The 19,921-nt window shown below is 72.8% G+C and carries 16 protein-coding genes; 8 read left to right on the forward strand and 8 right to left on the reverse strand.

The genetic code is table 11. From position 1 onward, the window contains the following. Positions 1 to 162: 162 nt before the first annotated feature. Positions 163 to 1,026 carry a phosphotransferase enzyme family protein gene (locus tag IM697_RS32530; RefSeq protein ID WP_194039665.1) on the forward strand — a complete coding sequence of 288 codons (864 nt, stop codon included), beginning with the start codon at positions 163 to 165 and terminating at the stop codon, positions 1,024 to 1,026. A gap of 39 nt (positions 1,027 to 1,065) precedes the next feature. Here IM697_RS32530 and IM697_RS32535 read toward each other — a convergent pair whose 3' ends face one another. Continuing rightward, a complete protein-coding gene (locus IM697_RS32535) occupies positions 1,066 to 1,983 on the reverse strand; it encodes a LysR family transcriptional regulator (protein ID WP_194039666.1) in 918 nt (305 codons plus the stop codon). Between the two features lie 92 nt (positions 1,984 to 2,075). Here IM697_RS32535 and IM697_RS32540 point away from each other — a divergent pair, with 92 nt between their 5' ends. Together IM697_RS32540 and IM697_RS32545 are read left to right on the forward strand one after the other, a co-directional pair. Next, on the forward strand, positions 2,076 to 3,092 hold the full coding sequence (locus tag IM697_RS32540) for a DMT family transporter (protein WP_194039667.1): 1,017 nt from the start codon (positions 2,076 to 2,078) through the stop codon (positions 3,090 to 3,092). Then, positions 3,038 to 3,565 carry a YbaK/EbsC family protein gene (locus tag IM697_RS32545; RefSeq protein ID WP_194039668.1) on the forward strand — a complete coding sequence of 176 codons (528 nt, stop codon included), beginning with the start codon at positions 3,038 to 3,040 and terminating at the stop codon, positions 3,563 to 3,565. Before IM697_RS32540 ends, IM697_RS32545 begins: the two co-directional genes overlap by 55 nt. A 209-nt stretch (positions 3,566 to 3,774) precedes the next feature. On the opposite strand, the gene IM697_RS32550 is transcribed toward IM697_RS32545, so the two are convergent. The 4 genes from IM697_RS32550 to IM697_RS32565 form a co-directional block, all read right to left on the reverse strand. Continuing rightward, entirely contained in the window at positions 3,775 to 4,497 is a 723-nt protein-coding gene (locus IM697_RS32550; RefSeq protein WP_194039669.1) for a 3'-5' exonuclease, read from the reverse strand. A gap of 121 nt (positions 4,498 to 4,618) precedes the next feature. Next, complete coding sequence (locus tag IM697_RS32555; protein ID WP_194049977.1) at positions 4,619 to 5,887, reverse strand: SAV2148 family HEPN domain-containing protein; 1,269 nt, start codon at positions 5,885 to 5,887, stop codon at positions 4,619 to 4,621. A gap of 73 nt (positions 5,888 to 5,960) precedes the next feature. After that, entirely contained in the window at positions 5,961 to 7,277 is a 1,317-nt protein-coding gene (locus IM697_RS32560) for a copper amine oxidase (protein WP_194039670.1), read from the reverse strand. Between the two features lie 100 nt (positions 7,278 to 7,377). Further along, on the reverse strand, positions 7,378 to 8,196 hold the full coding sequence (locus IM697_RS32565) for a Tat pathway signal sequence domain protein (protein WP_194039671.1): 819 nt from the start codon (positions 8,194 to 8,196) through the stop codon (positions 7,378 to 7,380). A 205-nt stretch (positions 8,197 to 8,401) separates the two neighbouring features. Here IM697_RS32565 and glgX point away from each other — a divergent pair, with 205 nt between their 5' ends. From glgX to IM697_RS32585, 4 genes are all read left to right on the forward strand, one after another. Continuing rightward, complete coding sequence (gene glgX / locus IM697_RS32570; RefSeq protein WP_194039672.1) at positions 8,402 to 10,519, forward strand: glycogen debranching protein GlgX; 2,118 nt, start codon at positions 8,402 to 8,404, stop codon at positions 10,517 to 10,519. Positions 10,520 to 11,016: 497 nt separating this feature from the next. Beyond that, a complete protein-coding gene (locus IM697_RS32575; protein WP_194039673.1) occupies positions 11,017 to 11,355 on the forward strand; it encodes a hypothetical protein in 339 nt (112 codons plus the stop codon). Positions 11,356 to 11,461: 106 nt separating this feature from the next. Next, positions 11,462 to 13,825 carry a malto-oligosyltrehalose synthase gene (gene treY, locus IM697_RS32580; RefSeq protein ID WP_194039674.1) on the forward strand — a complete coding sequence of 788 codons (2,364 nt, stop codon included), beginning with the start codon at positions 11,462 to 11,464 and terminating at the stop codon, positions 13,823 to 13,825. A gap of 346 nt (positions 13,826 to 14,171) precedes the next feature. Further along, entirely contained in the window at positions 14,172 to 15,422 is a 1,251-nt protein-coding gene (locus tag IM697_RS32585) for a M14 family zinc carboxypeptidase (protein ID WP_194039675.1), read from the forward strand. Positions 15,423 to 15,507: 85 nt separating this feature from the next. Here IM697_RS32585 and IM697_RS32590 read toward each other — a convergent pair whose 3' ends face one another. The 3 genes from IM697_RS32590 to IM697_RS32600 form a co-directional block, all read right to left on the reverse strand. Continuing rightward, the gene (locus IM697_RS32590; protein ID WP_194039676.1) at positions 15,508 to 15,915 is read right to left on the reverse strand and encodes an SSI family serine proteinase inhibitor; all 408 of its coding nucleotides are present in this window, start codon (positions 15,913 to 15,915) and stop codon (positions 15,508 to 15,510) included. Continuing rightward, the gene (locus IM697_RS32595; RefSeq protein ID WP_228044268.1) at positions 15,912 to 17,240 is read right to left on the reverse strand and encodes a M14 family zinc carboxypeptidase; all 1,329 of its coding nucleotides are present in this window, start codon (positions 17,238 to 17,240) and stop codon (positions 15,912 to 15,914) included. Before IM697_RS32595 ends, IM697_RS32590 begins: the two co-directional genes overlap by 4 nt. A 180-nt stretch (positions 17,241 to 17,420) precedes the next feature. Continuing rightward, positions 17,421 to 17,972 (reverse strand): FHA domain-containing protein, encoded by a 552-nt coding sequence (locus tag IM697_RS32600; RefSeq protein WP_194039678.1) that lies wholly within the window; start codon positions 17,970 to 17,972, stop codon positions 17,421 to 17,423. Between the two features lie 185 nt (positions 17,973 to 18,157). Between IM697_RS32600 and treZ the strand changes: the two genes are divergently transcribed. Next, entirely contained in the window at positions 18,158 to 19,903 is a 1,746-nt protein-coding gene (gene treZ, locus IM697_RS32605; protein ID WP_194039679.1) for a malto-oligosyltrehalose trehalohydrolase, read from the forward strand. The last annotated feature ends 18 nt before the right edge of the window (positions 19,904 to 19,921 follow it).

A 19,921-nucleotide genomic window follows, 5' to 3' on the forward strand; every position in this document is an offset into this window, starting at 1 on the left:
TTGCCGCGGCCGCCCTCGGACGAGCCCCGTCATGGTCGTGAAGGCGCCGTACCCCGTCAAGGCCGCGCGCACGCGGTCCGACCTGTGCAAATGCGAGACTGGGCACGGATGGCGGGAATCCGACGCCATCCGTGCAGGCGTACGACCGGACGGAGGCGGACGATGGACGAGGCACGGGCGCGGGACGTACTGGCCGCGGCGGAGGTGCTGCCCGGCACAGCGCGGGACGCGCGGCTGCTCGCCCTCGGTGAGAACGCGGTGTTCGCCCTCGGTGACCTGGTCGTCAAGGTGGGCCGCGACGCCGAACTCCTCGACCGGGCGCGGCGCGAACTGGACGTGGCGGTGTGGCTGGAGGAGACGGGCGTGCCGGCGGTACGGGCCGCCGAGCCGAAGGCACTGCTGGTGGAGAGGCACCCGGTGACCGTGTGGCACCGGCTGCCGGATCCGGTACGGCCCGCCGAGCCACGGGATTTGGCCGAACTGCTGCGGGTCGTGCACGCCCTGCCCGCCCCCTCCTTCGAACTGCCGCCGCGTGAGTTGCTGGGCGGGGTGGAGCGCTGGCTGCGCCTTGCGGGCGACGCGATCGATCCGGCGGACGCCGCGTATCTGCGGGAGCGGCGGGACGGTTTCGCCACCGCGGCGGCCGGGCTGACGCCCCGTCTGACGCCGGGCCCGATCCATGGGGACGCCCTGCCGCGCAATGTGCATGTGGGCCCGGACGGCCCGGTGCTGGTCGACCTGGAGACGTTCTCGGCCGATCTGCGCGAGCACGACCTGGTGGTCATGGCCCTCTCCCGGGACCGGTACGGACTGCCCGCGGCGGCTTACGAATCGTTCGTCGAGGCGTACGGCTGGGATGTACGGGAGTGGGAGGGGTGCGCGGTGCTGCGCGGCGCGCGGGAGACGGCGAGCTGCGCCTGGGTGGCCCAGCACGCGCCGGGCAATCCGAAGGCCCGGGACGAGTTCGAGCGGCGGGTGGCTTCGCTGCGGCAGGGGGATGCGACGGTGCGGTGGCATCCGTTCTGAGGTGGTATCCGTTCTGAGCGGAGTGACGCTCGTTCGGGATCAGCCGGCCGCCTGCGGCGGTTCTCTCTGGATGTCGCGCGCGGCGCGGCGTAGTTCGCTCAGGACGGTGCGCACCGCGGACCTGGCCGTGCGCTCCGGGCGGTACAGGGCGTCGATGTGGCGTCGCGCCTGGACGCCGCTCAGCGGGCGCAGGACGAGGGCGGGGTGCGGGCGTACCGTCCAGCGCGGCATCAGGGCGATGCCGCCGCCGGCCGCCACGACCTCGGCCACCACCGCGAACTCGTTGATGCGATGGGCCAGATCGAGGCGGCGGCCGGCGGCTGCGGCGATGGCTTCGACGACCGCGAGGACCGGGAAGCCGTCGTGCACGGTGATCCACGGCTCGTCGGCCACGTCGCGCGGGGTGACACGGCGTTGGGCGGCCAGGGGATGGCTGGCGGGCATCGCCACGTCCAGTGGCTCGCGCAGCAGTGTCGTCGCGGCCACCGTGTGCGGCCACGGCGAGGCGTGGTCGAGGCGGTGGGCGAGGACGATGTCGTACTCGCGGGTGAGTCGGGGGAAGTCCTCCTGGGGCACGTCCTCGTCGGCGAGCCTCGGCACCGGTCTGCCCGGTCCGGCCAGCGCGCCGACGAGCAGCGGGAAGAACGCGGCGCCCGCGCTGTGGAACGCCGCCACCGACACCTCCCCGTCCGGCCGCTCGACGAACTCCTCGACGGCGTGCCGGGCGCGTGCCAGCGCCGTCTCCACCTCGACGGCCGCGCCCGCCAGCGCCTGCCCGGCGTCGGTGAGCACCAGGCGCCGGCCCCGACGCTCGGTGAGCGGCACCGGGATCGCCCGCTGCAGCAGCCGTAGCTGCTGGGAGATGGCCGACGGCGTCACCAGCAGTGCCTCGGCGACCGCCGTGACACTGCCCAGTTCGCCGAGCTCCCGCAGGATCCGCAGCTGCCGTTCGTCCATCGCCCCAGTGTAGGGATGATGTAGCTCCGCTAAATGATCGTTTTAGAAGGTGGTACTGGGCTTCAGGGTCACCTTCGGTACACCGTAGGGGCGTGTCCGACGTCCGCCGTACCGATGCGGTACTCCTCCTTGTCGCGATCGTCTGGGGCTCCAGCTATCTGTCCGCCCAGACGGCCACCGCCGCGCTCCCCGTCCTGCTCGTGCTGTTCGCCCGCTACGCCCTGTCCGCCGTCGCCTGTCTCGGCCTGGTCGCCTCCCGGCGGCGCGGGCCGCGCGGTTCGCGCCGGTGGACGCGCGCCGAGCTGCGGGCCGGGGTGCCCCTGGGCCTGACGCAGGCCGCGGTCCTGGTCGTGGAGACGTACGGCGTCGCGCACACCACCGCCGCCAACGCCGGCCTCATCATCAGCCTGACCATCGTCCTCACCCCGCTCCTCGACCGCGGCGGCCGCCGCGGCGCACTGCCTCTGTCGTTCTTCGCCGCGACCGGTGTCTGCGTCCTGGCCGTGGCGCTGCTCATGTCCGGCAACGGCTTCCACGCGCCCCGTCTCGGCGATCTGCTGATGCTCGGTGCCGCGCTGGTCCGGGCCGTGCATGTCGCGCTGGTCGGCCGCTTCACCGCCGGGCGGGCGATCCGCCCGCTGCATCTGACGACCGTGCAGACCCTCGTGGGCACGGCCCTGTTCCTGCCGATGGCGGCCCAGGACCTGCCCACCCTGGTCCGCGCGGACCCCGCGATCTGGGCCCAGCTCGTCCATCTCGCCCTGTTCTGCAGCGTGTTCGCCTTCCTCGCGCAGACCTGGGCCGTACAGCGCACCTCGGCCAGCCGGGCCAGCCTGCTGCTGGGCACCGAGCCGGTGTGGGCGGTCGCGGTGGGCGTGGCCCTCGGCGGCGAGCACCTCACCGCGCTCACCGGCCTCGGGGCGGCCCTGATGGTCGCCGGCACCTACTGGGGGCAGGCGGTCGAGCGTGCGCACCGAAGCACACCGGAACTCCGGCTCCCCTCGGCCCGGACCTCGGGCCACTCCCCCGGAACGCACCTCGACAAGGACTCCGCATGCCCGAGCACACCCACCACGACCTCCCCCACCACGACACTTACGAGCACCTGATCTCCCTGCTCGACTCCTCCCACATCGACTACCGCCTCCTCGACCACGAACCCGAGGGCGCCACCGAGGCCGTCTGCGCCCTGCGCGGCCACCCGGCCTCCGAGGCCGCGAAGTGCATCGTGCTGCGGGTCAAGGTGGACCGCCGCACCACCCGTCACGTCCTGGCGGTCGTCCCGGGGGACCGTCGGGTGGACCTGGACGCCGTCCGGGCGCTGTTCGACGCGCGCTACGTCGGCTTCAGCGACCCGGAGACCGCCGAGCGGCTGGCCCGTGCCGTGCCCGGCACCGTCCTGCCGTTCAGCTTCGACCCCGGCCTCGAAGTCGTCGCCGACCCGGACGTCGTCGCCCAGCCGAAGCTGTACTTCAACGCTGCCCGGCTCGACCGCTCGCTCTGCATCTCGGGCGCCGACTACGAGCGGCTCGCCGAGCCGCGCGTCGAGCGCGTCGCGGCGGCGGCCTCGGCAGCGGTGTGACGGAGGGGCCGGCGGCCGTCGGGGCCACATCCCGAGCCAGGGTTGCGGCCCGACGGTGGGGAAGCTCGGAGGCGCTCGAGGACCGACGGCGGCGCGCGGGCCTTAGCGGCGACCGAGAACGAGCTCAGGCTGACCGCCGGCGCCAGCCACCGAAGGCGCGGGGCCGCGCGGGCGCACCCTCGGAAAGGACGCGGCCGTCGCCGGGGGCCTCAGACCGTCTCGCCCGCCGGCTCCCGCAGCGGCCACGTCCCGTCGACCACCGCCGTCGCGTCGCCCTTGCGACGCAGGAAGCTCTGGAAGTCCGCCGCCCACTGCGCGTACCACTCGATCTGGCGGCGGTGCAGCTCCGCCGGGCCGAGCGCCGCGATCTTGGGGTGGCGGTCGGCTATCGCGCCGGCCAGTCGGGCCGCGGCGAGGGCGTCGGCGGAGGCGTCGTGGGCGGAGTCCAGGGCGATGCCGTACTCCCGGCAGACCGCTTCGAGGTTGCGCTTGCCGCGGCGGTAGCGGTCGGCCCAGCGGTCGATGGTGTACGGGTCGATGACGGGGGCGGGGTCGATGCCGCCCAGGCGGTCGCGCAGGGACGGCAGTCCGTACCGCCGCAGTTCGGCGGAGAGCAGGCTCAGGTCGAAGGCCGCGTTGTAGGCGACGACCGGCACACCCGTCTTCCAGTAGGTGGCCAGTACGTCCGCGATGGCGTCCGCCACCTGGTCGGCCGGGCGGCCCTCGGCGGCCGCGCGCTCATTGCTGATGCCGTGGACCGCGACCGCGTCGGCCGGGATCTCCACGCCCGGATCCGCCAGCCACTCCTTGTGCCCTATGGGCTGCCCGTCCCTGACCTCGATCACGGCCCCGGTGACGATGCGCGCCTCGCGCGGATCCGTACCGGTCGTCTCCAGGTCGAAGCCGATCAGCAGCTCACGGTGCCAGCCCATGGGCGGTCCCCCTTCTTGGTGGTGCGTTCCCCCAGTGGTCTCCACCTTCCCATGTGCCACTGACAATCAGAGGACCGCATTCCGCTTCCGTGTCGGGACGGCACCGCGTCGGCCGGACAGTTCAGGACACTGGCCGCGAATCCGCCCACATCAGTTCGAACTCCTCGCGGTACGTGGGGAAGAGCCCGCTCTCGTCGATCTCGTCCGACTTGACCACCCTGCTGCCGTTGCGCAGCACCAGCACCGGCGCCTCCAGCCCGCGCGTCCGCCGCAGATAGCTCTGTACGACCGCGATGCCGTCGGAGCCGTCGCCGTCCACGAGGTACGCCGTGAAGCGGGGCGTCTCGTCGAAGACCTGGATCTCGAAGGCGCCCGGGTCGCGCAGCCGGGAGCGCACCCGGCGCATGTGCAGGATGTTCATCTCGACGGCGCGGCTCAGCTCGCCCCGTTTGAGGCCCAGTTCGCGCTCGCGCCGCTTGACCGCGCTGGAGGCCGGGTTCAGGAACAGCAGCCGCACCCGGCACCCGGACTCGGCGAGGCGCACCAGACGGCGCCCGGAGAAGTTCTGCACAAGCAGGTTGAGGCCGATGCCGATGGCGTCGACCCGGCGGGCGCCGCCGAAGATGTCCTCGGCCGGGAACCGGCGCAGCAGCCGCACCCGGTCGGGGTGCACCGCGACCACGTCGGCGTAGCGGTCGCCGACCAGGTCCTCGACCGCGTCGATGGGCAGCCGGCGCGCCGACGGCACGTCGCCGCTCGAGCCGAGGATCTCCAACAGTCGCGCGGAGGCCCGCTCGGCCTGGTTGAGGACCGCCTCGGACAGGGCCCGGTTGCGCGAGACGACGTTCCGGGTCACCTCCAGCTCGTCCAGGGCGAGTTCCACGTCCCGGCGGTCGTCGACGTAGGGCTCGAAGCACGGCCAGTGCTGCACCATCAGCTCGCGCAGCTGCGGCAGCGTCAGGAAGCTGAGGACGTTGTCGTCGGCCGGGTCCAGCAAGTAGCCCTTGCGGCGGCTGACCTCCCGTACGGCCACCGCGCGCTGCACCCACTCCTGGCCGGCCGGACCGGCGGCCGCGACCACCCAGTCGTCGCCGTGGACGGGTTCGTAGATGGGGCGCAGAACAGCGGCCACGACCGCGCGCAGCCGCTGTTCGACGAGGTTCAGCCAGATGTAGGCCCGGCCAGCCCGCCGGGCGCGCGTACGCACCTCGCGCCAGGCGTCGGTGCCCCAGTCCAGCTCCGGGCCGATGGAGCTGGTCTCCATCGGCCGGGCCAGGGACACCGTGCCGGGTGGGACGTCTGTGGAGTTCCCCTCGTGACCCTCGTCACCAGGGGGCAGCTCCAGCCCTCCCGAGCCCACCCGCGCACCGCCTTCCGCTCCCCCGAGCACTCCCCGTCTCAACGATCAAGGAAGGGTACTCCGGGAGCGGTGGGCGGTGCAGCCGGATGGACAGGGTCGTTTCTCAACCGCGAGGCCGCCAGTGGCCGTTCTGCCAGGCGAGCTCGCTCGGAGTGAGCGGATTCATAGCCGTCACGTCCCGCGGGACGATGGAGAACCCCTGCCAGTGGACCGGCATGGGCTGCTGGTCCTCGTCCCGGGCGATGTGGTGGAAGCCCACGTTCATCCAGGCGATCGGGTGGGTGAGGTTCTGGCCACCGACCCACTTGTCGACGCTCTTGGGGTGGCCGTTGCCGCAACCGGGGTTGTGCGTGGCGAACTTCTCGCACTTCTTGTACTGGGTGAAGTACATGTCGTGCTTGGTGTAGCTGCGGCCCGGGTACTTGGTGCCGACGCCGGGCACGATCTCGTACGAGCGCCGGTGGCCGTCCTTGTTCTTTCCGGTCGCGCTGACCACACGCCACCAGCGGTAGGCCTTGGCGTCGCCGGCGAGTTCCTTGGTGACCTTGGTGCGGGTGGTCTTGATCTTCGCGGCCGGGTCGCCGGCACCGGGCGCGGTCACGGTGGAGTCGTACTGCTCGATCCGGTTCTTGGTGGAGCCGTCCAGGGCGAAGTCGAGGCGCCAGAAGACGTTGTGGCTGTGGCTGGTGGCCTTGGCCCGGTTGCCCTTGCCGATGGGCCAGCCGCGGCCGTCGCCGGCGTCGTAGTCGTCGAACGACAGGCTTCCGGTGGCGCCGACGTTCATGGTGACCGTGCCGTCGTCCTGGAAGCGCCACTCGGTCATGTACTCGTACCAGCCGACCTGGTTGACCGTGTAGACGAGCAGGTCCTTGCTCTGCGCCTGGTAGACCTTGTTGGCCGTGTCGCCCTGCATGCGGTAGGCGTGCCCACGCGCGCGCGTGGTGGTGCACAGGCCCTTGACGTTCTCGTTCTGCGGGTCCCAGGCCTCCGGGACCTTGACGGTCTTGATGGTGCCGCCGGGGCACTCGCCGGGGGCGAGGTTCATCAGGCCCTGGGCGAAGCCGAAGCCCGTCAGGTCGTCGTACTCGACGCTTCCGTCGTCGTACGGGACGTGGATCTGGCCGAGCCTCGCGCTGTTGAGGACCTTGATCGGCTTGGGCTCGCCCTTGGGCTGGTAGGAGATGTCCTCCAGGACCAGCCCGGCCTTGCTGTCGTAGCGCCAGCACATCCGCCAGGTCGTGCCGCCGGTGAGCTTGTGCTCGATGCGGTAGGCCGCGCTGCACTCGGCGGCCGGCGCCGGGGCGGCCTTCGGCTGGGCGGAGGCGGGGCCCGCTCCGGTCGTCGCGCCGGCGGCCAGCGCGGCCACGGACAGACCGACGGCGGCGCCCTTGCGGGCGCGGCTCATTCTGTTGACGCGCATGAAGAAGTGACTCCTTTACAGGAGGTGCAGGTACGTGAGGTGCACGTACGCGAGAGGCAGGTACGTGAAGTGCGAGTTGGAAAAGTGAACCGAGTGCGGCTCAGCGCAGGTCGAGCTTGGCGACCTTGCGGGCGCTCAGGTCGACCACGAAGGACCGGGCGTCGATCCAGGGTCCGTTCTTGACCTTCGGGAACAGCCGTACGCACCGGTGTTCGCCGCACTTGTCGAGTACGGCGGGCTGGGCGCCCGGAGTGGCCCGGTACACGGCGCCGTTGAGCAGGAGTTGGTCCGGAGAGGTCAGCTCCTTGTCCGTGGCGTCCTTGAAGTCCGCCTTCATGCCCGCGCCCAGCGGGTCGGCGATCAGGAGCTCGGCCGCCTCGGCGTACTCGGCGCGGCTCAGCGGCGGCTGGACGCCGTGCTCGGTGGTGGTCTGCTCGACCTTCCCGGTGTCGAGGTTGACGGTCCGGGTGATCAGCGCGTCGGCCTTGTAGTCGTAGAACGTCACCTCGGCCCGGCGCGCCGCGCCCGCCCTGGCCGCCTCGTCGGCCTCCGGCTCGGCGAGGTCGACGCCGATGCGCTGCGGGCCGCGGTCGCCGTCCACGTCCTCGCCGGCGTTGCGCAACTGCGGGTTCGCCGCAAGCTGGGCGGCCCGGTCCATCTCGTCGTCGGTCAGCGGGTCGTCGCCCGCGCCCTTGTCGCCCTCGGTCGGGGCCTGTTCGACGACGCCCGGCGGCACCGCGGCCCCGGCTTCCTGCCCCTGGGCCGCCTGCTGGGCGGACGGATTACCGGCATTCCCTCCCGTGTCGTCGGCCCCCGCCGTCCCCGGCAGGGTGATCCCGACCATGACGGCTGTTCCGGCCACCGCGATGGCCGCACCTGCCACCACCTTGCCCAGATGGCGGTGCACTATCTTGCGCACATCTTCCCCCCTACTCCCCGCATGTCTCCGGGAGTACGTGTCGGGTCCCACTGGTACGCCCCTGGCTGGCATTCAACTGGCATACCTGGGTCTGCACTGGTCGCCGGGTAAGAGGGACGTAAGTCATAGGTGGTTCCATCACTTTCGGGGAGACTCGACGCCAAGGCGCCCCCCGCGGCGCGCTCGAGCTGAAAGAGTCGTGTCCATGCAGGTCTGGCCTGGAGAGGCATATCCACTCGGTGCCACCTACGACGGCGCCGGCACCAATTTCGCGGTCTTCACGGAGGCCGCGGACCGAGTAGAGCTGTGTCTGCTGCACGACGACGGCTCGGAGACGGCGGTGGAACTGCGCGAGAGCGACGCCTTCGTGCGGCACGCGTACCTGCCGGGCGTCATGCCGGGGCAGCGGTACGGCTTCCGGGTGCACGGCCCGTACGCCCCGGAGCGCGGGCTGCGCTGCAACTCCGCGAAGCTGCTGCTCGACCCGTACGCCAAGGCGATCAGCGGCTCGATCCGCTGGGGCGAGGAGGTGTACGGCTACCACTTCGACGAACCCGGCCGGCGCAACGACCTCGACTCGGCGCCGCACACCATGTCGTCGGTCGTGGTCAACCCGTACTTCGACTGGGGCGACGACCGCCGTCCGCGCACCGAGTACCACCACACCGTGATCTACGAGGCCCATGTGAAGGGCCTGACCATGCTGCACCCGGGGCTCCCGGAGGAGCTGCGCGGCACCTACGCCGCCCTCGCGCACCCGGCGGTCATCGAGCACCTCACCGAGCTGGGCGTGACGGCGCTGGAGCTGATGCCGGTGCACCAGTTCGTCAACGACCACCGCCTGGTCGACATGGGCCTGAACAACTACTGGGGCTACAACACGATCGGCTTCTTCTCCCCGCACAACGCCTACGCCTCCTGGGGCGACCGCGGCCAGCAGGTGCTGGAGTTCAAGTCGGCGGTGCGGGCGCTGCACGAGGCCGGCATCGAGGTCATCCTCGACGTGGTCTACAACCACACCGCCGAGGGCAACCACCTGGGCCCCACGCTGTCCTTCAAGGGCCTGGACAACTCGCGGTACTACCGGCTGATGGACGACCGGCGCTACTACATGGACACCACCGGGACCGGGAACTCGCTGCTCATGCGGTCCCCGCACGTCCTGCAACTGATCATGGACTCGCTGCGCTACTGGGTCACCGAGATGCATGTCGACGGCTTCCGCTTCGACCTCGCGGCCACTCTGGCGAGGCAGTTCCACGAGGTGGACCGGCTGTCGTCGTTCTTCGACCTGGTGCAGCAGGACCCGGTGGTCTCCCAGGTGAAGCTGATCGCCGAGCCGTGGGACGTCGGGGAGGGCGGCTACCAGGTGGGCAACTTCCCGCCGCTGTGGACCGAGTGGAACGGCAAGTACCGCGACACCGTGCGGGACCTGTGGCGGGGCGAGCCGCGGGCGCTCGCGGAGTTCGCGGGGCGGCTGACGGGCTCGTCCGACCTGTACCAGGACGACGGTCGGCGCCCGCTGGCCTCCATCAACTTCGTGACCTGCCACGACGGGTTCACACTGCACGACCTGGTGTCGTACAACGACAAGCACAACCACGCCAACGGCGAGGACAACCGCGATGGCGAGAGCCACAACCGGTCCTGGAACTGCGGCGTGGAGGGCGAGAGCGACGATCCGGCCGTCCTGGAGCTGCGCGCCCGCCAGATGCGGAACTTCATCGCCACGCTGATGCTGTCCCAGGGCGTGCCGATGATCAGCCACGGCGACGAGTTCGCGCGCACGCAGCGCGGCAACAACAACGCGTACTGCCAGGACAACGAGCTCGCCTGGGTGAACTGGTCGGCCTCCGAAGAGGACGACAGCGGTCTCGCGGCCTTCACGCGCGCGATGGTGTGGCTGCGCAAGGACCACCCCGTCTTCCGCAGACGCCGCTTCTTCCACGGCCGGCCCGTGGAGGGCACCCACGACGACCTCTCCGACATCGCCTGGTTCACTCCGGAGGGCCGGGAGATGACCCAGCAGGACTGGGACTCGGCGCGGGCGTCGGCGCTGACCGTGTTCCTCAACGGCAACGCGATCTCCGAGCCCGGCATGCGCGGGGAGCGGATCACCGACGACTCGTTCCTGCTGATGTTCAACGCCTCGCCGCGGACGCTGGACTTCGTGGTGCCGGTGAACCACGGCCGGCGCTGGCAGGTCGTGGTCGACACCGCCCACACGGACGGCGTACCGCCGGGTGAGGGCCCGAAGGTGACGGCCGGCGAGCGACTGACACTGCTGGACCGGAGCCTGACGGTGCTGCAACGGCCGGTTTAGGCGGTGCTCGGCCGGGGCGGAGGGGTGTGCGCGTGGCCGGTTCGTCGGGCACGCGCGCGTGGAGGTCGCTTTCGGTGGTGCGTCCGGTGTACGGCTCCGGGCGCGCCGTCAGCGCGACACGAGACCCGCCTCTGGTCCGGCTGTCCGAGGCGCTCGGTGAGGGCGATGATCCCGGCCTGGCCCGGCCTGGCAGGGGCCGAACATGGCGCCCTGGAGGGCGAGGGCGGCTCGGAGGGGGTGGACGGAGCGGGGGATGCGGTGAGGGAGAGGGCTGGCTCGGCCCTCTACCCCCAGCCCACGCCGGACTGTACCGGGCCGTCGCCCCACCCGCGCACCGACCGCACCGCCCCCGTCGCCCCGCCGTCCGATGCAGCGCGAATCCGGTGCCGCACGACGCGACCAGCACCGCCGCCCCGCCCAGCGCGTACCCCGGATGTGCCGTCACGGCCGCCAGGCCGACCGGGGCCGGGCCCAGGACGAAGGAGATCTCGTCCAGGGTGCTCTCGAAGGAGAGCGCGGCGTCCACCGTCGTGTCGCGTGCCTCGGCCCGGCGGGCGAGAGCGACGAGGCGGGCGCGGGCCGTGGGCCCGTTCTGCGGCACCGTCGCCCCGGCGAGGGCCCCGAGCGCGGCCGTAGGCAGCCCCGCGAGCGCCCCGGCCACCAACCCGGCGATCGCCAGGGCGTTGGCGAGGGAGGAGACGAGCACGACGGCCCGCTGGCCGAGCCGGTCGGCGGGCCGGCCCAGCAAGGGGGCCACAGGCCACCTGCCCGAGGGCCGGCGCACCACCGGTCGGCCCGATCACCTCGCGGTAGGCCGCCGACGCGCCACGCCCTGATATGCGCTCCCCCCCGCTTCCGCATCGCTCGAACCCAGGCGCGCGCGTGGGCCCACGTGGCGGGGACGATGACACGAAGGGCGGCAGGGCGGGTACGTAGGTTTCCATGACACCTGAGCGACCTGACCCGATGGTGCCGACCGCCACCTACCGGCTGCAGCTCCAGCCCGCGTTCCCGTTCGGGGCCGCGGCGGCGGCCGTGCCGTACCTGGCCTCGCTCGGCGTCTCGCATCTGCATCTGTCCCCCGTCCTGGAGGCGGTCCCGGGTTCGGGGCACGGTTACGACGTCGTCGACCACGCGCGCGTGCGCGAGGAACTGGGCGGCGAGGAGGGGCTGCGCGCGTTGGCGCGTACCGCGCGGGAGCACGGTCTCGGCCTGGTGGTGGACATCGTCCCGAACCACATGGCCATGGCCCCGCGCCACAATCGCGCCCTGTGGGAGGTGCTGCGCGAGGGCGCCAAGTCGCCGTACGCGCGATGGTTCGACATCGACTGGGAGGCGCAGGGCGGCCAGGTGCTGCTGCCGGTGCTGGGACACCCTCTGGGCGACGAGCTCGACCGGCTGGAGGTGGACGGCGACGTCCTGCGCTACTACGACCATGTGTTCCCGCTGCGCGAGGGCACCGGGGAACTGCCCTTGCCACAGCTGCTGGACGCGCAGTGGTACCGCCCCGTGTGGTGGCGGCTGGCCCGTACGGAGCTCAACTACCGGCGGTTCTTCAGCATCTCGGAGCTGATCGGCGTACGGGTCGAGGACCCGGAGGTGTTCGAGGCCACGCACGCCAAGATCCTCCAGCTGCTCCACGAGGGCGTGATCGACGGGCTGCGCGTCGACCATCCCGACGGCCTCGCCGACCCCGACGGCTATCTCCGCAACCTGCACGAGGCGACCGGCGGACGCTGGACGGTGGTGGAGAAGATCCTGTCGGACGGGGAGCGGCTGCCGGCCTCCTGGCCCGTCGCCGGCACCACCGGCTACGACGCCCTGCGCCATGTCGACGGCCTGTTCACCGACCCGGCCGGGTTCGGGGAACTCCTCGGCCAGTACCGGCGGTTCGCGGCCCCGCAGACGGACCGGGGCGGCGACTGGGACGCGACGGTGCGGCGGGCGGCGTACAAGGTGCTCACGCACGAGCTGGCCACGGAGATCGACCGGCTGACCCGGGCGGCGAGCCGGGTGTGCGCCACCTCCCCGGAGCCCGCGCTGCGCGACCGCGCGCCCTGGGCGCTGCGCATCGCCCTCCAGGAACTCCTCGTCCGGCTGGAGGTCTACCGGCCGTACGCCTCCGAGGACGCGGCCCGGGTGGTCACCGAGGAGGCCGCGGCCGAGGCCCGGCTCGCCTTCGTCGTGCCCGAGGAGGCCGGCGCGGTCGACGTCGTACGCGATCTGGTGCTCGGGCGGGCCGGTGGCGGACCGGCGCTCGGTGAGTTCCGGACGCGGTTCGCGCAGACGGCGTCCGCGCTGCGGGCCAAGTCCGTGGAGGACACGGCGTTCTACCGCTATGTGCCGCTGCTGTCGGCGACCGAGGTGGGCGGGAACCCGGGCAGCCCGGCCGTCTCCGCCGACGGCTTCCACGCGTACTGCGCGCGCGTGCAGCGCGACTGGCCGGTGACCGGGACGGTCGCCTCGACGCACGACACCAAGCGCAGCGCCGACGTGCGGGCCGCGCTCGCCGTGCTCACCGAGTGCCCGGAGCGCTGGGCCGACGTCCTGACCGAGGTGACCCACGACGGCGAGGGCGTACCGGACGCGCAACTGGCGTGGGCCGCCTGGCAGACGGTGTTCGGGCTGGGCGAGACGGATGTCGAGCGGGTTCAGGGGGCGCTGCTGAAGCATGTGCGCGAGGCCGGTCTGTTCACGAGCTGGACCGAGCAGGAGCCGCCGTACGAGGAGGCGGTGGCCGCGTTCGTCGCCGCGGGGCCGTGCGGGGTGCCGGGCGAGCGCGTGACGGCCTTCCGGAGCGCCCTGGAGCCGCACATCCGGGCTAACGTGCTGGGCATGGCCCTGACCCAGCTCACGATGCCGGGCGTGCCGGACGTCTATCAGGGCACGGAGGGGGAGTACCGGGCACTGGTGGACCCGGACAACCGCCGGGCCGTGGCGTTCCCGCACGAGGACCCGGGCGAGAAGGCGGCCTTGACGGAAGCGGCGCTGCGGCTGCGCAGGCGCCGCCCGGAGGTGTTCGGTGACTCGGCGTCGTACGCACCCCTCACCGCCGAGGGTCCCGCGGCCGCCCACTGTGTGGCCTTCGCACGGTCCGGTGCGGTGGTCACCGCCGTGACCCGGCTGTCGCTGCGGCTGGCGGGGGCGGGTGGCTGGCGCGGGACGCTGCTGGCGCTGCCACCGGGGCGGTGGGCGGATGTGCTGGCTCCGGAGCGGGAGTTCAGCGGGCACGCGCGCGTGGAGGAGCTCTTCGCCCGGCTGCCGGTGGCGCTGCTGGAGCGGGTGGGCGGGGAGGAGACGACGTGAGCCGGGAGCGCGCTGTCGACGCGTACGGCTTCGTCGCGCGCCGCGGGGTCGCGCCCGCGCCCGGCTCGGGCCCGCGCGCACTCCGGGGAGTCGGGTACGGCGACCGGCGCGATGTGAGGCGCTATGGCTCCCGGTCACGCCCCGCGCTCCCGGTGGCCGTCCGGGCAGGCCAACGGTGTGCGGCGCCCCGGCGGGACGGCCCACCGCTGCCGCCGGGGCCGACCGCCCGGGCCTGTCGGCGGTGAATGCATCGGGGCGCCCCCGGGAGCCTCCCCCATGAGGTCCTTGACACGTCAACGAGACCGTGCGGTACTGCGGATTGCGACGCCGGGCGGACGTGACGGGGGTGAGTCTCCTGCCGGAGCTGCGCTACCCCACGCTTGCCGAACTGGAGCTGTCCGCCCGCGCACTGGCCGCCCACCGACCCGGTCTGTGCTCGCTGAGACAGGTGGGGGCCTCGCGCGCGGGCAGACCCCTTCACCTGCTGTCCATCGGCCACGCCAGACGCGCCGTGCTGGTGGTCGCGGGCGCGCACTGCAACGAGCCGACGGGCGGCCGCACCCTTCTCGCCGTCGCCGAACGGGTGCTGCGCGACCGGGAGTTGCGAACCGACGTCTCCTGGCACTTCCTGCTGTGCGCGGACCCGGACGGGGCGAGCCTGCACGTCACGCCGGCGCCCCGCAGTCTGCTCGACTACCACCGCGGCTTCTTCCGGCCGGCCGCCTCCGAGCAGCCCGAGTGGGCGCCGGCCACGCTGCCCCCGGGCCGGCTGCCGCCCGAGACCCGCACGCTGACCCGGGTCATCGACGAGCTGCGGCCCTACCTCCAGGTGACCCTGCACGGCACCGACCTGGGCGGCAGTTGGGTGCAGTTGACGAAGGACGTCCCCGGCCTCGCCGAGCCGTTCGCGAAGTCCGCGGCGGAGCTGCACATCCCGGTGGAGACCGGCGCCTCGGACGCGGCGGGCTGGCCCGCGGCCGGACCCGGCGTGCATGTGATGCCGGCGCCGGGCGCGGGCGCGGCGTATCCGAGCATGCCGGACGACGCGCGCAGCAGCACCTGGCACCACGTGCACCGCTACGGCGGGCTGACCGCGGTCGTCGAGGTGCCGATGTGGGCGAGCGACCTGGTGGACGACCCGGCGCCGCATCCGGACCCGGCCGGGGCGATGCGGCGGCTGGGCGGCCGGCTGCTGCGGGACGCGCTGGAGGTGGAGCGGGTGCTGACCGAGACGCTGCCCCGTCTGCACGGTGTCGACGGGCCGCTGCTGCGGTCCGCGAAGTGGGCGCTGGAGCTGGTGCCGGGGCTGGCCGCCGACTGGATGCGCACGCCGCCCGCCGACGACACCATGGCGTACGTCGGCAGCGTGGACGCCTTCGGGCGCCGGCTGCCGCTGCGGGCGGCGGCCATGCTGCTGCGCGTGCTGCAGGAGGCCGACGACCGCGAGGCACCACGTCTCGAACGCCTCGTGGCGACCTGGAGCGACGCCTTCGCCGAGCGCTTCCGCGCCCGCTGGGTGCCTCTGGAGCACCAGGTCGAGCACCAGTCCCGCACGGTCGTCGCGGCGGCGCTGCACGCGCGCGAGGGGGCGGCCTGAGGAGGTCACCGCACGCGCGCGAGCGGGCGGCCCAAGCCGGGTCAGCGCACGCGCGCGTGCCGCCGGTGCCGCGCGCCGTGTCGCGTCAGCGGTCGACCGCGAACACCGCCCCCGTCCGCGCCGCCATCCCGCACCCGTTCGAGAACGTCTCCCGGTACTCGACCGGGTGCCCGTTCCACTCCCCGCGCGCGTGGGCGGTCACCGGCGCGTAGATCATCGGGCAGAAGGCGTCCTTCTGCCGGAGTCGGCTGATGTCGCCGCCCACCCTGTCGAGGTCGGCACAGGCCTCGGCCGCCCTCGCGTGGCCGCGCGGCGGATCGCACAGCAGCAGGGTGCCGGGCGTCCCACCGTGGCGGTCGTCGCCGCGGGTGACGGTGACCAAGAGCCAGTTGCCGGGGTCCTGGGCGGCGGCCGGGGGCATGGCCGCGCCGAGGGCGAGGGCTGCGGCCGTCGCGAGCAGGCCGCCTCGTACCGCTGTGATGCGTCGCGTCATTCCCGGTGTATCGGCACGGCGGCCCCGGTATTCCAGCCCGACTCACCCGAACGGGAGCATGCGGGCGCGTGCCGCCCGGCGAGCTCGAACGCGGCCAGCACCACCCGCGACTGGTACTCGACCTGGCGCGCGACCGGTATCCAGCGCGCCCCGCAGCCGTCGCGGTAGTCGTCGCACCACTGGTCGACGAGCCGGTCCAGCTCCGGCAGCACCCCGGCCGGATCGCACCCGGCGGCGGCCACGAGCTGGTGCAGCAGCCCGGCGGTCCGCAGGGCGAGGCGCCGTCCGGCGATGCGCAGGGCGGCCAGATGGGCGGTGCTGAGCGAGGGAAGGGGATGGGCGCCGACGGGGTCCTCCAGGTCGGGGTCCCAGGTGTCGGCGAGTCCCGGACAGACCAGTAAATAGTCGTCCACCGGGGCGAGCAGCCGGGCCGTCTCGGGTCCGGCGGGAAGGTGCGGCCGCAGCCGCTCCAGCAGGCGTTCCAGCAGGCGGGTGTCGTGGCGCAGGGTGTGGCTCACCCTGCGCAGGACCGTTTCCTCATCGGCGGGCGGCGCCCCGTCCTCCACTGCGGCCACACCCCACATGGGGGCCTCGACGACCGCCGTGACCGTGCCGTGCCGGTGCGGATGGAACCAGGTCGACTCCACGGCCGCCTCGGTGATGGCGGCCGCCAGATCGCCCCGGCGCGGCCGGGGGATGCGGTAGACGGCGGGTCCCAGCTCCGGCCAGTACAGGGTGTCGTAGGGGCCGAGTTCGCGCGGGATGCCGAGGCGGGCGGCGCCTTGTGCGACGCGCTGGGCGAGGCCGGGCAGGTCGTGGGTCAGCTCGACGAAGCCGCCGCCGACGTCGACGCCGTGCAGGGAGCACTGCAGAAAGGGCCGCAGTTCGTCCTGGAGGTCGAGCAGGGCGCGGGTCTCGGGCAGGGTGGCGGCGTCGGCGCCGTCGGGCAGCCATTCGGGCTGTTCCAGGAAGCCGGGGCGGAAGAACTGCCGGAAGTAGGCGCCGAGGTGGTAGGGGCCGCGCAGCCAGCCCTCGTTGCGGCGCAGGCCGTCGGGGTCGAGGCAGAGCAGCAGGTTCCAGGTGGCGTCGGCGCCCTCGTGCAGACGGGGGTCGGCGAGCACCCGTTCGGCCAGTCGCAGTACGGTGCCGCCGCCCACGGGCTCGTTGGCGTGCGGGCCGGCCACGACCAGGGCCTGGCGGCTGCCGTGGCCGACGGACAGCAGCCACAGCGGCGTGCCCTCGCGGGACGTCCCGACGCGGCGCAGCCGGGTGTCACGGGGGCGGCGGGAGACGAGCGCGGCCGCCCGGGCGCCCAGCTCGTCCACGGTCGGGTAGCGGAGGAGTGGCGGCAGGGCACACCTCCACAATGTGGTGCCGTCGGTTCACCTGATGTGCATGGTGTACGCACAGTCAGTCACGAGTTGACGACTACGTCAACACCGCAAAAGGCAAAGGGAATTGCCTTGAGGCGTCACCCGGGGCCCACGCGCGGGTCGGGGTTCGGCTCAGTCCGCGGCGAGCCGGAACGACATCCGGCCGAAGCCGACCTGGTCGCCCTCGCGGACCACTACGGCGCCGATGACGCGTCGGCCGTTCACCGTGGTGCCGTTGGTGGAGCCGAGGTCGCGCAGGACCCACAGGCCGCCCTGGTGGCTGAGCTCGGCGTGCACGCGGGACACCGTCTCGTGGGTGAGCCGCAGCCCGTTGGCGGGGTCACGCCCTATGCGCAGCGGATGCCCGGACGCGGGGTGCGGCAGCAGCAGCTTGGGCAGCCGCTCGGACTGCCATGCCCTGCGCAGCCGTACGGTGAAGCCGGAGACCGCCTCGACGGTGCCGAACACCAGCCGCGACAGCCGGCTATCGGAGGGCAGGTCCGCGGTGAGCACGGCGAGCTCGTCGGCGCGGCGGGCGGCGAGGGCCAGCTCCATGCGGCGTACGAAGGTGTCGTGCGACAGCCGGCCCATGGCGACGCCGTCACGCAGCACCTTCAGCGCCTTGTCGCGCTCCACGTCGGAGAGCCGCGCGGGGTACGTGTTGAACTCGAAAGACGACGTCACGGTGCTGATTGTCGGTCAGTGAACCCCGGGTGTCCAGAAAACGGGGAAACGGCCGTCCCGCGCGCGTGATCCACGGAACCCGCCGCGACACCTGCCGCAAAACGGATGATTCAAAGGCGGATTGATCTCGTTTGAAGCACCATGGACGGGCTACATCACGGTGAGCAGACGAAGGGGAACCGTCCGTGCAGTTCGAGGTGTGGGCACCGCAGGCCGACCGTGTGACGCTCCATTGCGAGGGCGTCACGCGCGCGTTGGAGCGCGATCCCGTTCGCGCGGGATGGTGGTGGGGGGAGGCGGACGCGCGGGACGGGACACGGTACGGCTTCGCGCTGGACGACGGCCCCGTGCGGCCGGATCCGCGCTCGCGCCGGCAGCCGGACGGCCCGGACGGACTGAGCGCGGTCGTCGACCACGGCAGCTACGCGTGGCGTACGAAGTGGGCGGGCAGGCCGCTGCCCGGCGCCGTCCTGTACGAGCTGCACATCGGCACGTACACGCGTGAGGGCACCCTCGACGCGGCCGCCGAGCGGCTCGGGCATCTCGCGGAACTGGGGGTCACGCACGTCGAGTTGATGCCCCTGAACCCCTTCCCCGGGCGGCATGGCTGGGGGTACGAGGGGGTCTCGCTGTGGGCGGTGCACGAGCCGTACGGCGGGCCCGATGCACTGAAACGCTTCGTCGACCGGGCGCACGAACTGGGCCTGGGCGTGGTCCTCGACGTGGTGCACAACCACTTCGGCCCGTCCGGGAACTACCTGCCGCTCTTCGGCCCCTACCTCACGGACACCCATCAGACGCCCTGGGGTGCCGCGGTCAACCTGGACGCGCCCGGCTCGGACGAGGTGCGCGCGTACCTCGTGCAGAGCGCGCTGGCCTGGCTGCGGGACTACCGGATCGACGGGCTGCGCCTGGACGCGGTGCACGCGCTGAAGGACACGCGCGCGTGCCACTTCCTGGAGGAGCTGTCCACGGCCGTCGACGCCCTCTCCGCCGACCTCGGCCGGCCGCTGTCCCTGATCGCCGAGTCGGACCTGAACGACCCCCGGCTCATCACCGCGCGCGAGGAGGGCGGCCTCGGTCTGCACGCGCAGTGGAACGACGACTTCCACCACACCCTGCACACCGCGCTGACCGGCGAGTCCCAGGGCTACTACGCCGACTTCGCGCGCGCCCCCTTGGCGGGCCTCGCCAAGACGCTGACCGGCGGCTACTTCCACGACGGCACGTACTCGAGCTTCCGGGGCCGCGGCCACGGGCGGCCCCTGGACCGTACGCGCGTGGCGGCGCACCGCCTGCTCGGCTACAGCCAGACCCACGACCAGGTCGGCAACCGGGCCCAGGGCGACCGGCTCGCGGCCACCCTCTCCCCCGGCCTGCTGGCCTGCGCGGCGACCCTGACGCTGACCGCGCCCTTCACGCCGATGCTGTTCATGGGCGAGGAGTGGGCGGCGAGCACGCCCTGGCAGTTCTTCACCGACCACACCGATCCGGAGCTGGCCGACGCGGTACGGCGCGGCAGACGGCGGGAGTTCGCGGCGCACGGCTGGGCCGAGGAGGACGTGCCCGACCCGCAGGACCCGGCGACCCGGGAGCGCTCCTGCCTCGACTGGTCGGAGCTCGACGGCGAGCCCCACGCGCGCGTGCTCGCCTGGTACCGGCGGCTGATCGCCCTGCGCCACGAGCAGCCCGACCTGACCGACCCGGACCTCGCCGACACCAAGGTGGCCTTCGACGAGCGGCAGCGCTGGCTCGCGTTCCGCCGGGGCGACGTACGGGTGGCCGTCAACCTCGCCAAGGAGCCGGCGGCGATCCCGCTGGGGCCGCGCAAGGCGGCCGTACTGGCGGCGTGGGAGCCCGTGGAGGCGCCGGGGGCGGACGGGGTGCTGCAGGTGCCCGGGGAGTCGGGTGTGGTGCTGCTGCAGGCGTGAGCGGGAGGGAGGGGACCT

Source organism: Streptomyces ferrugineus, from assembly GCF_015160855.1.
In the GTDB taxonomy this organism is placed as follows: Bacteria; Actinomycetota; Actinomycetes; order Streptomycetales; family Streptomycetaceae; genus Streptomyces; species Streptomyces ferrugineus.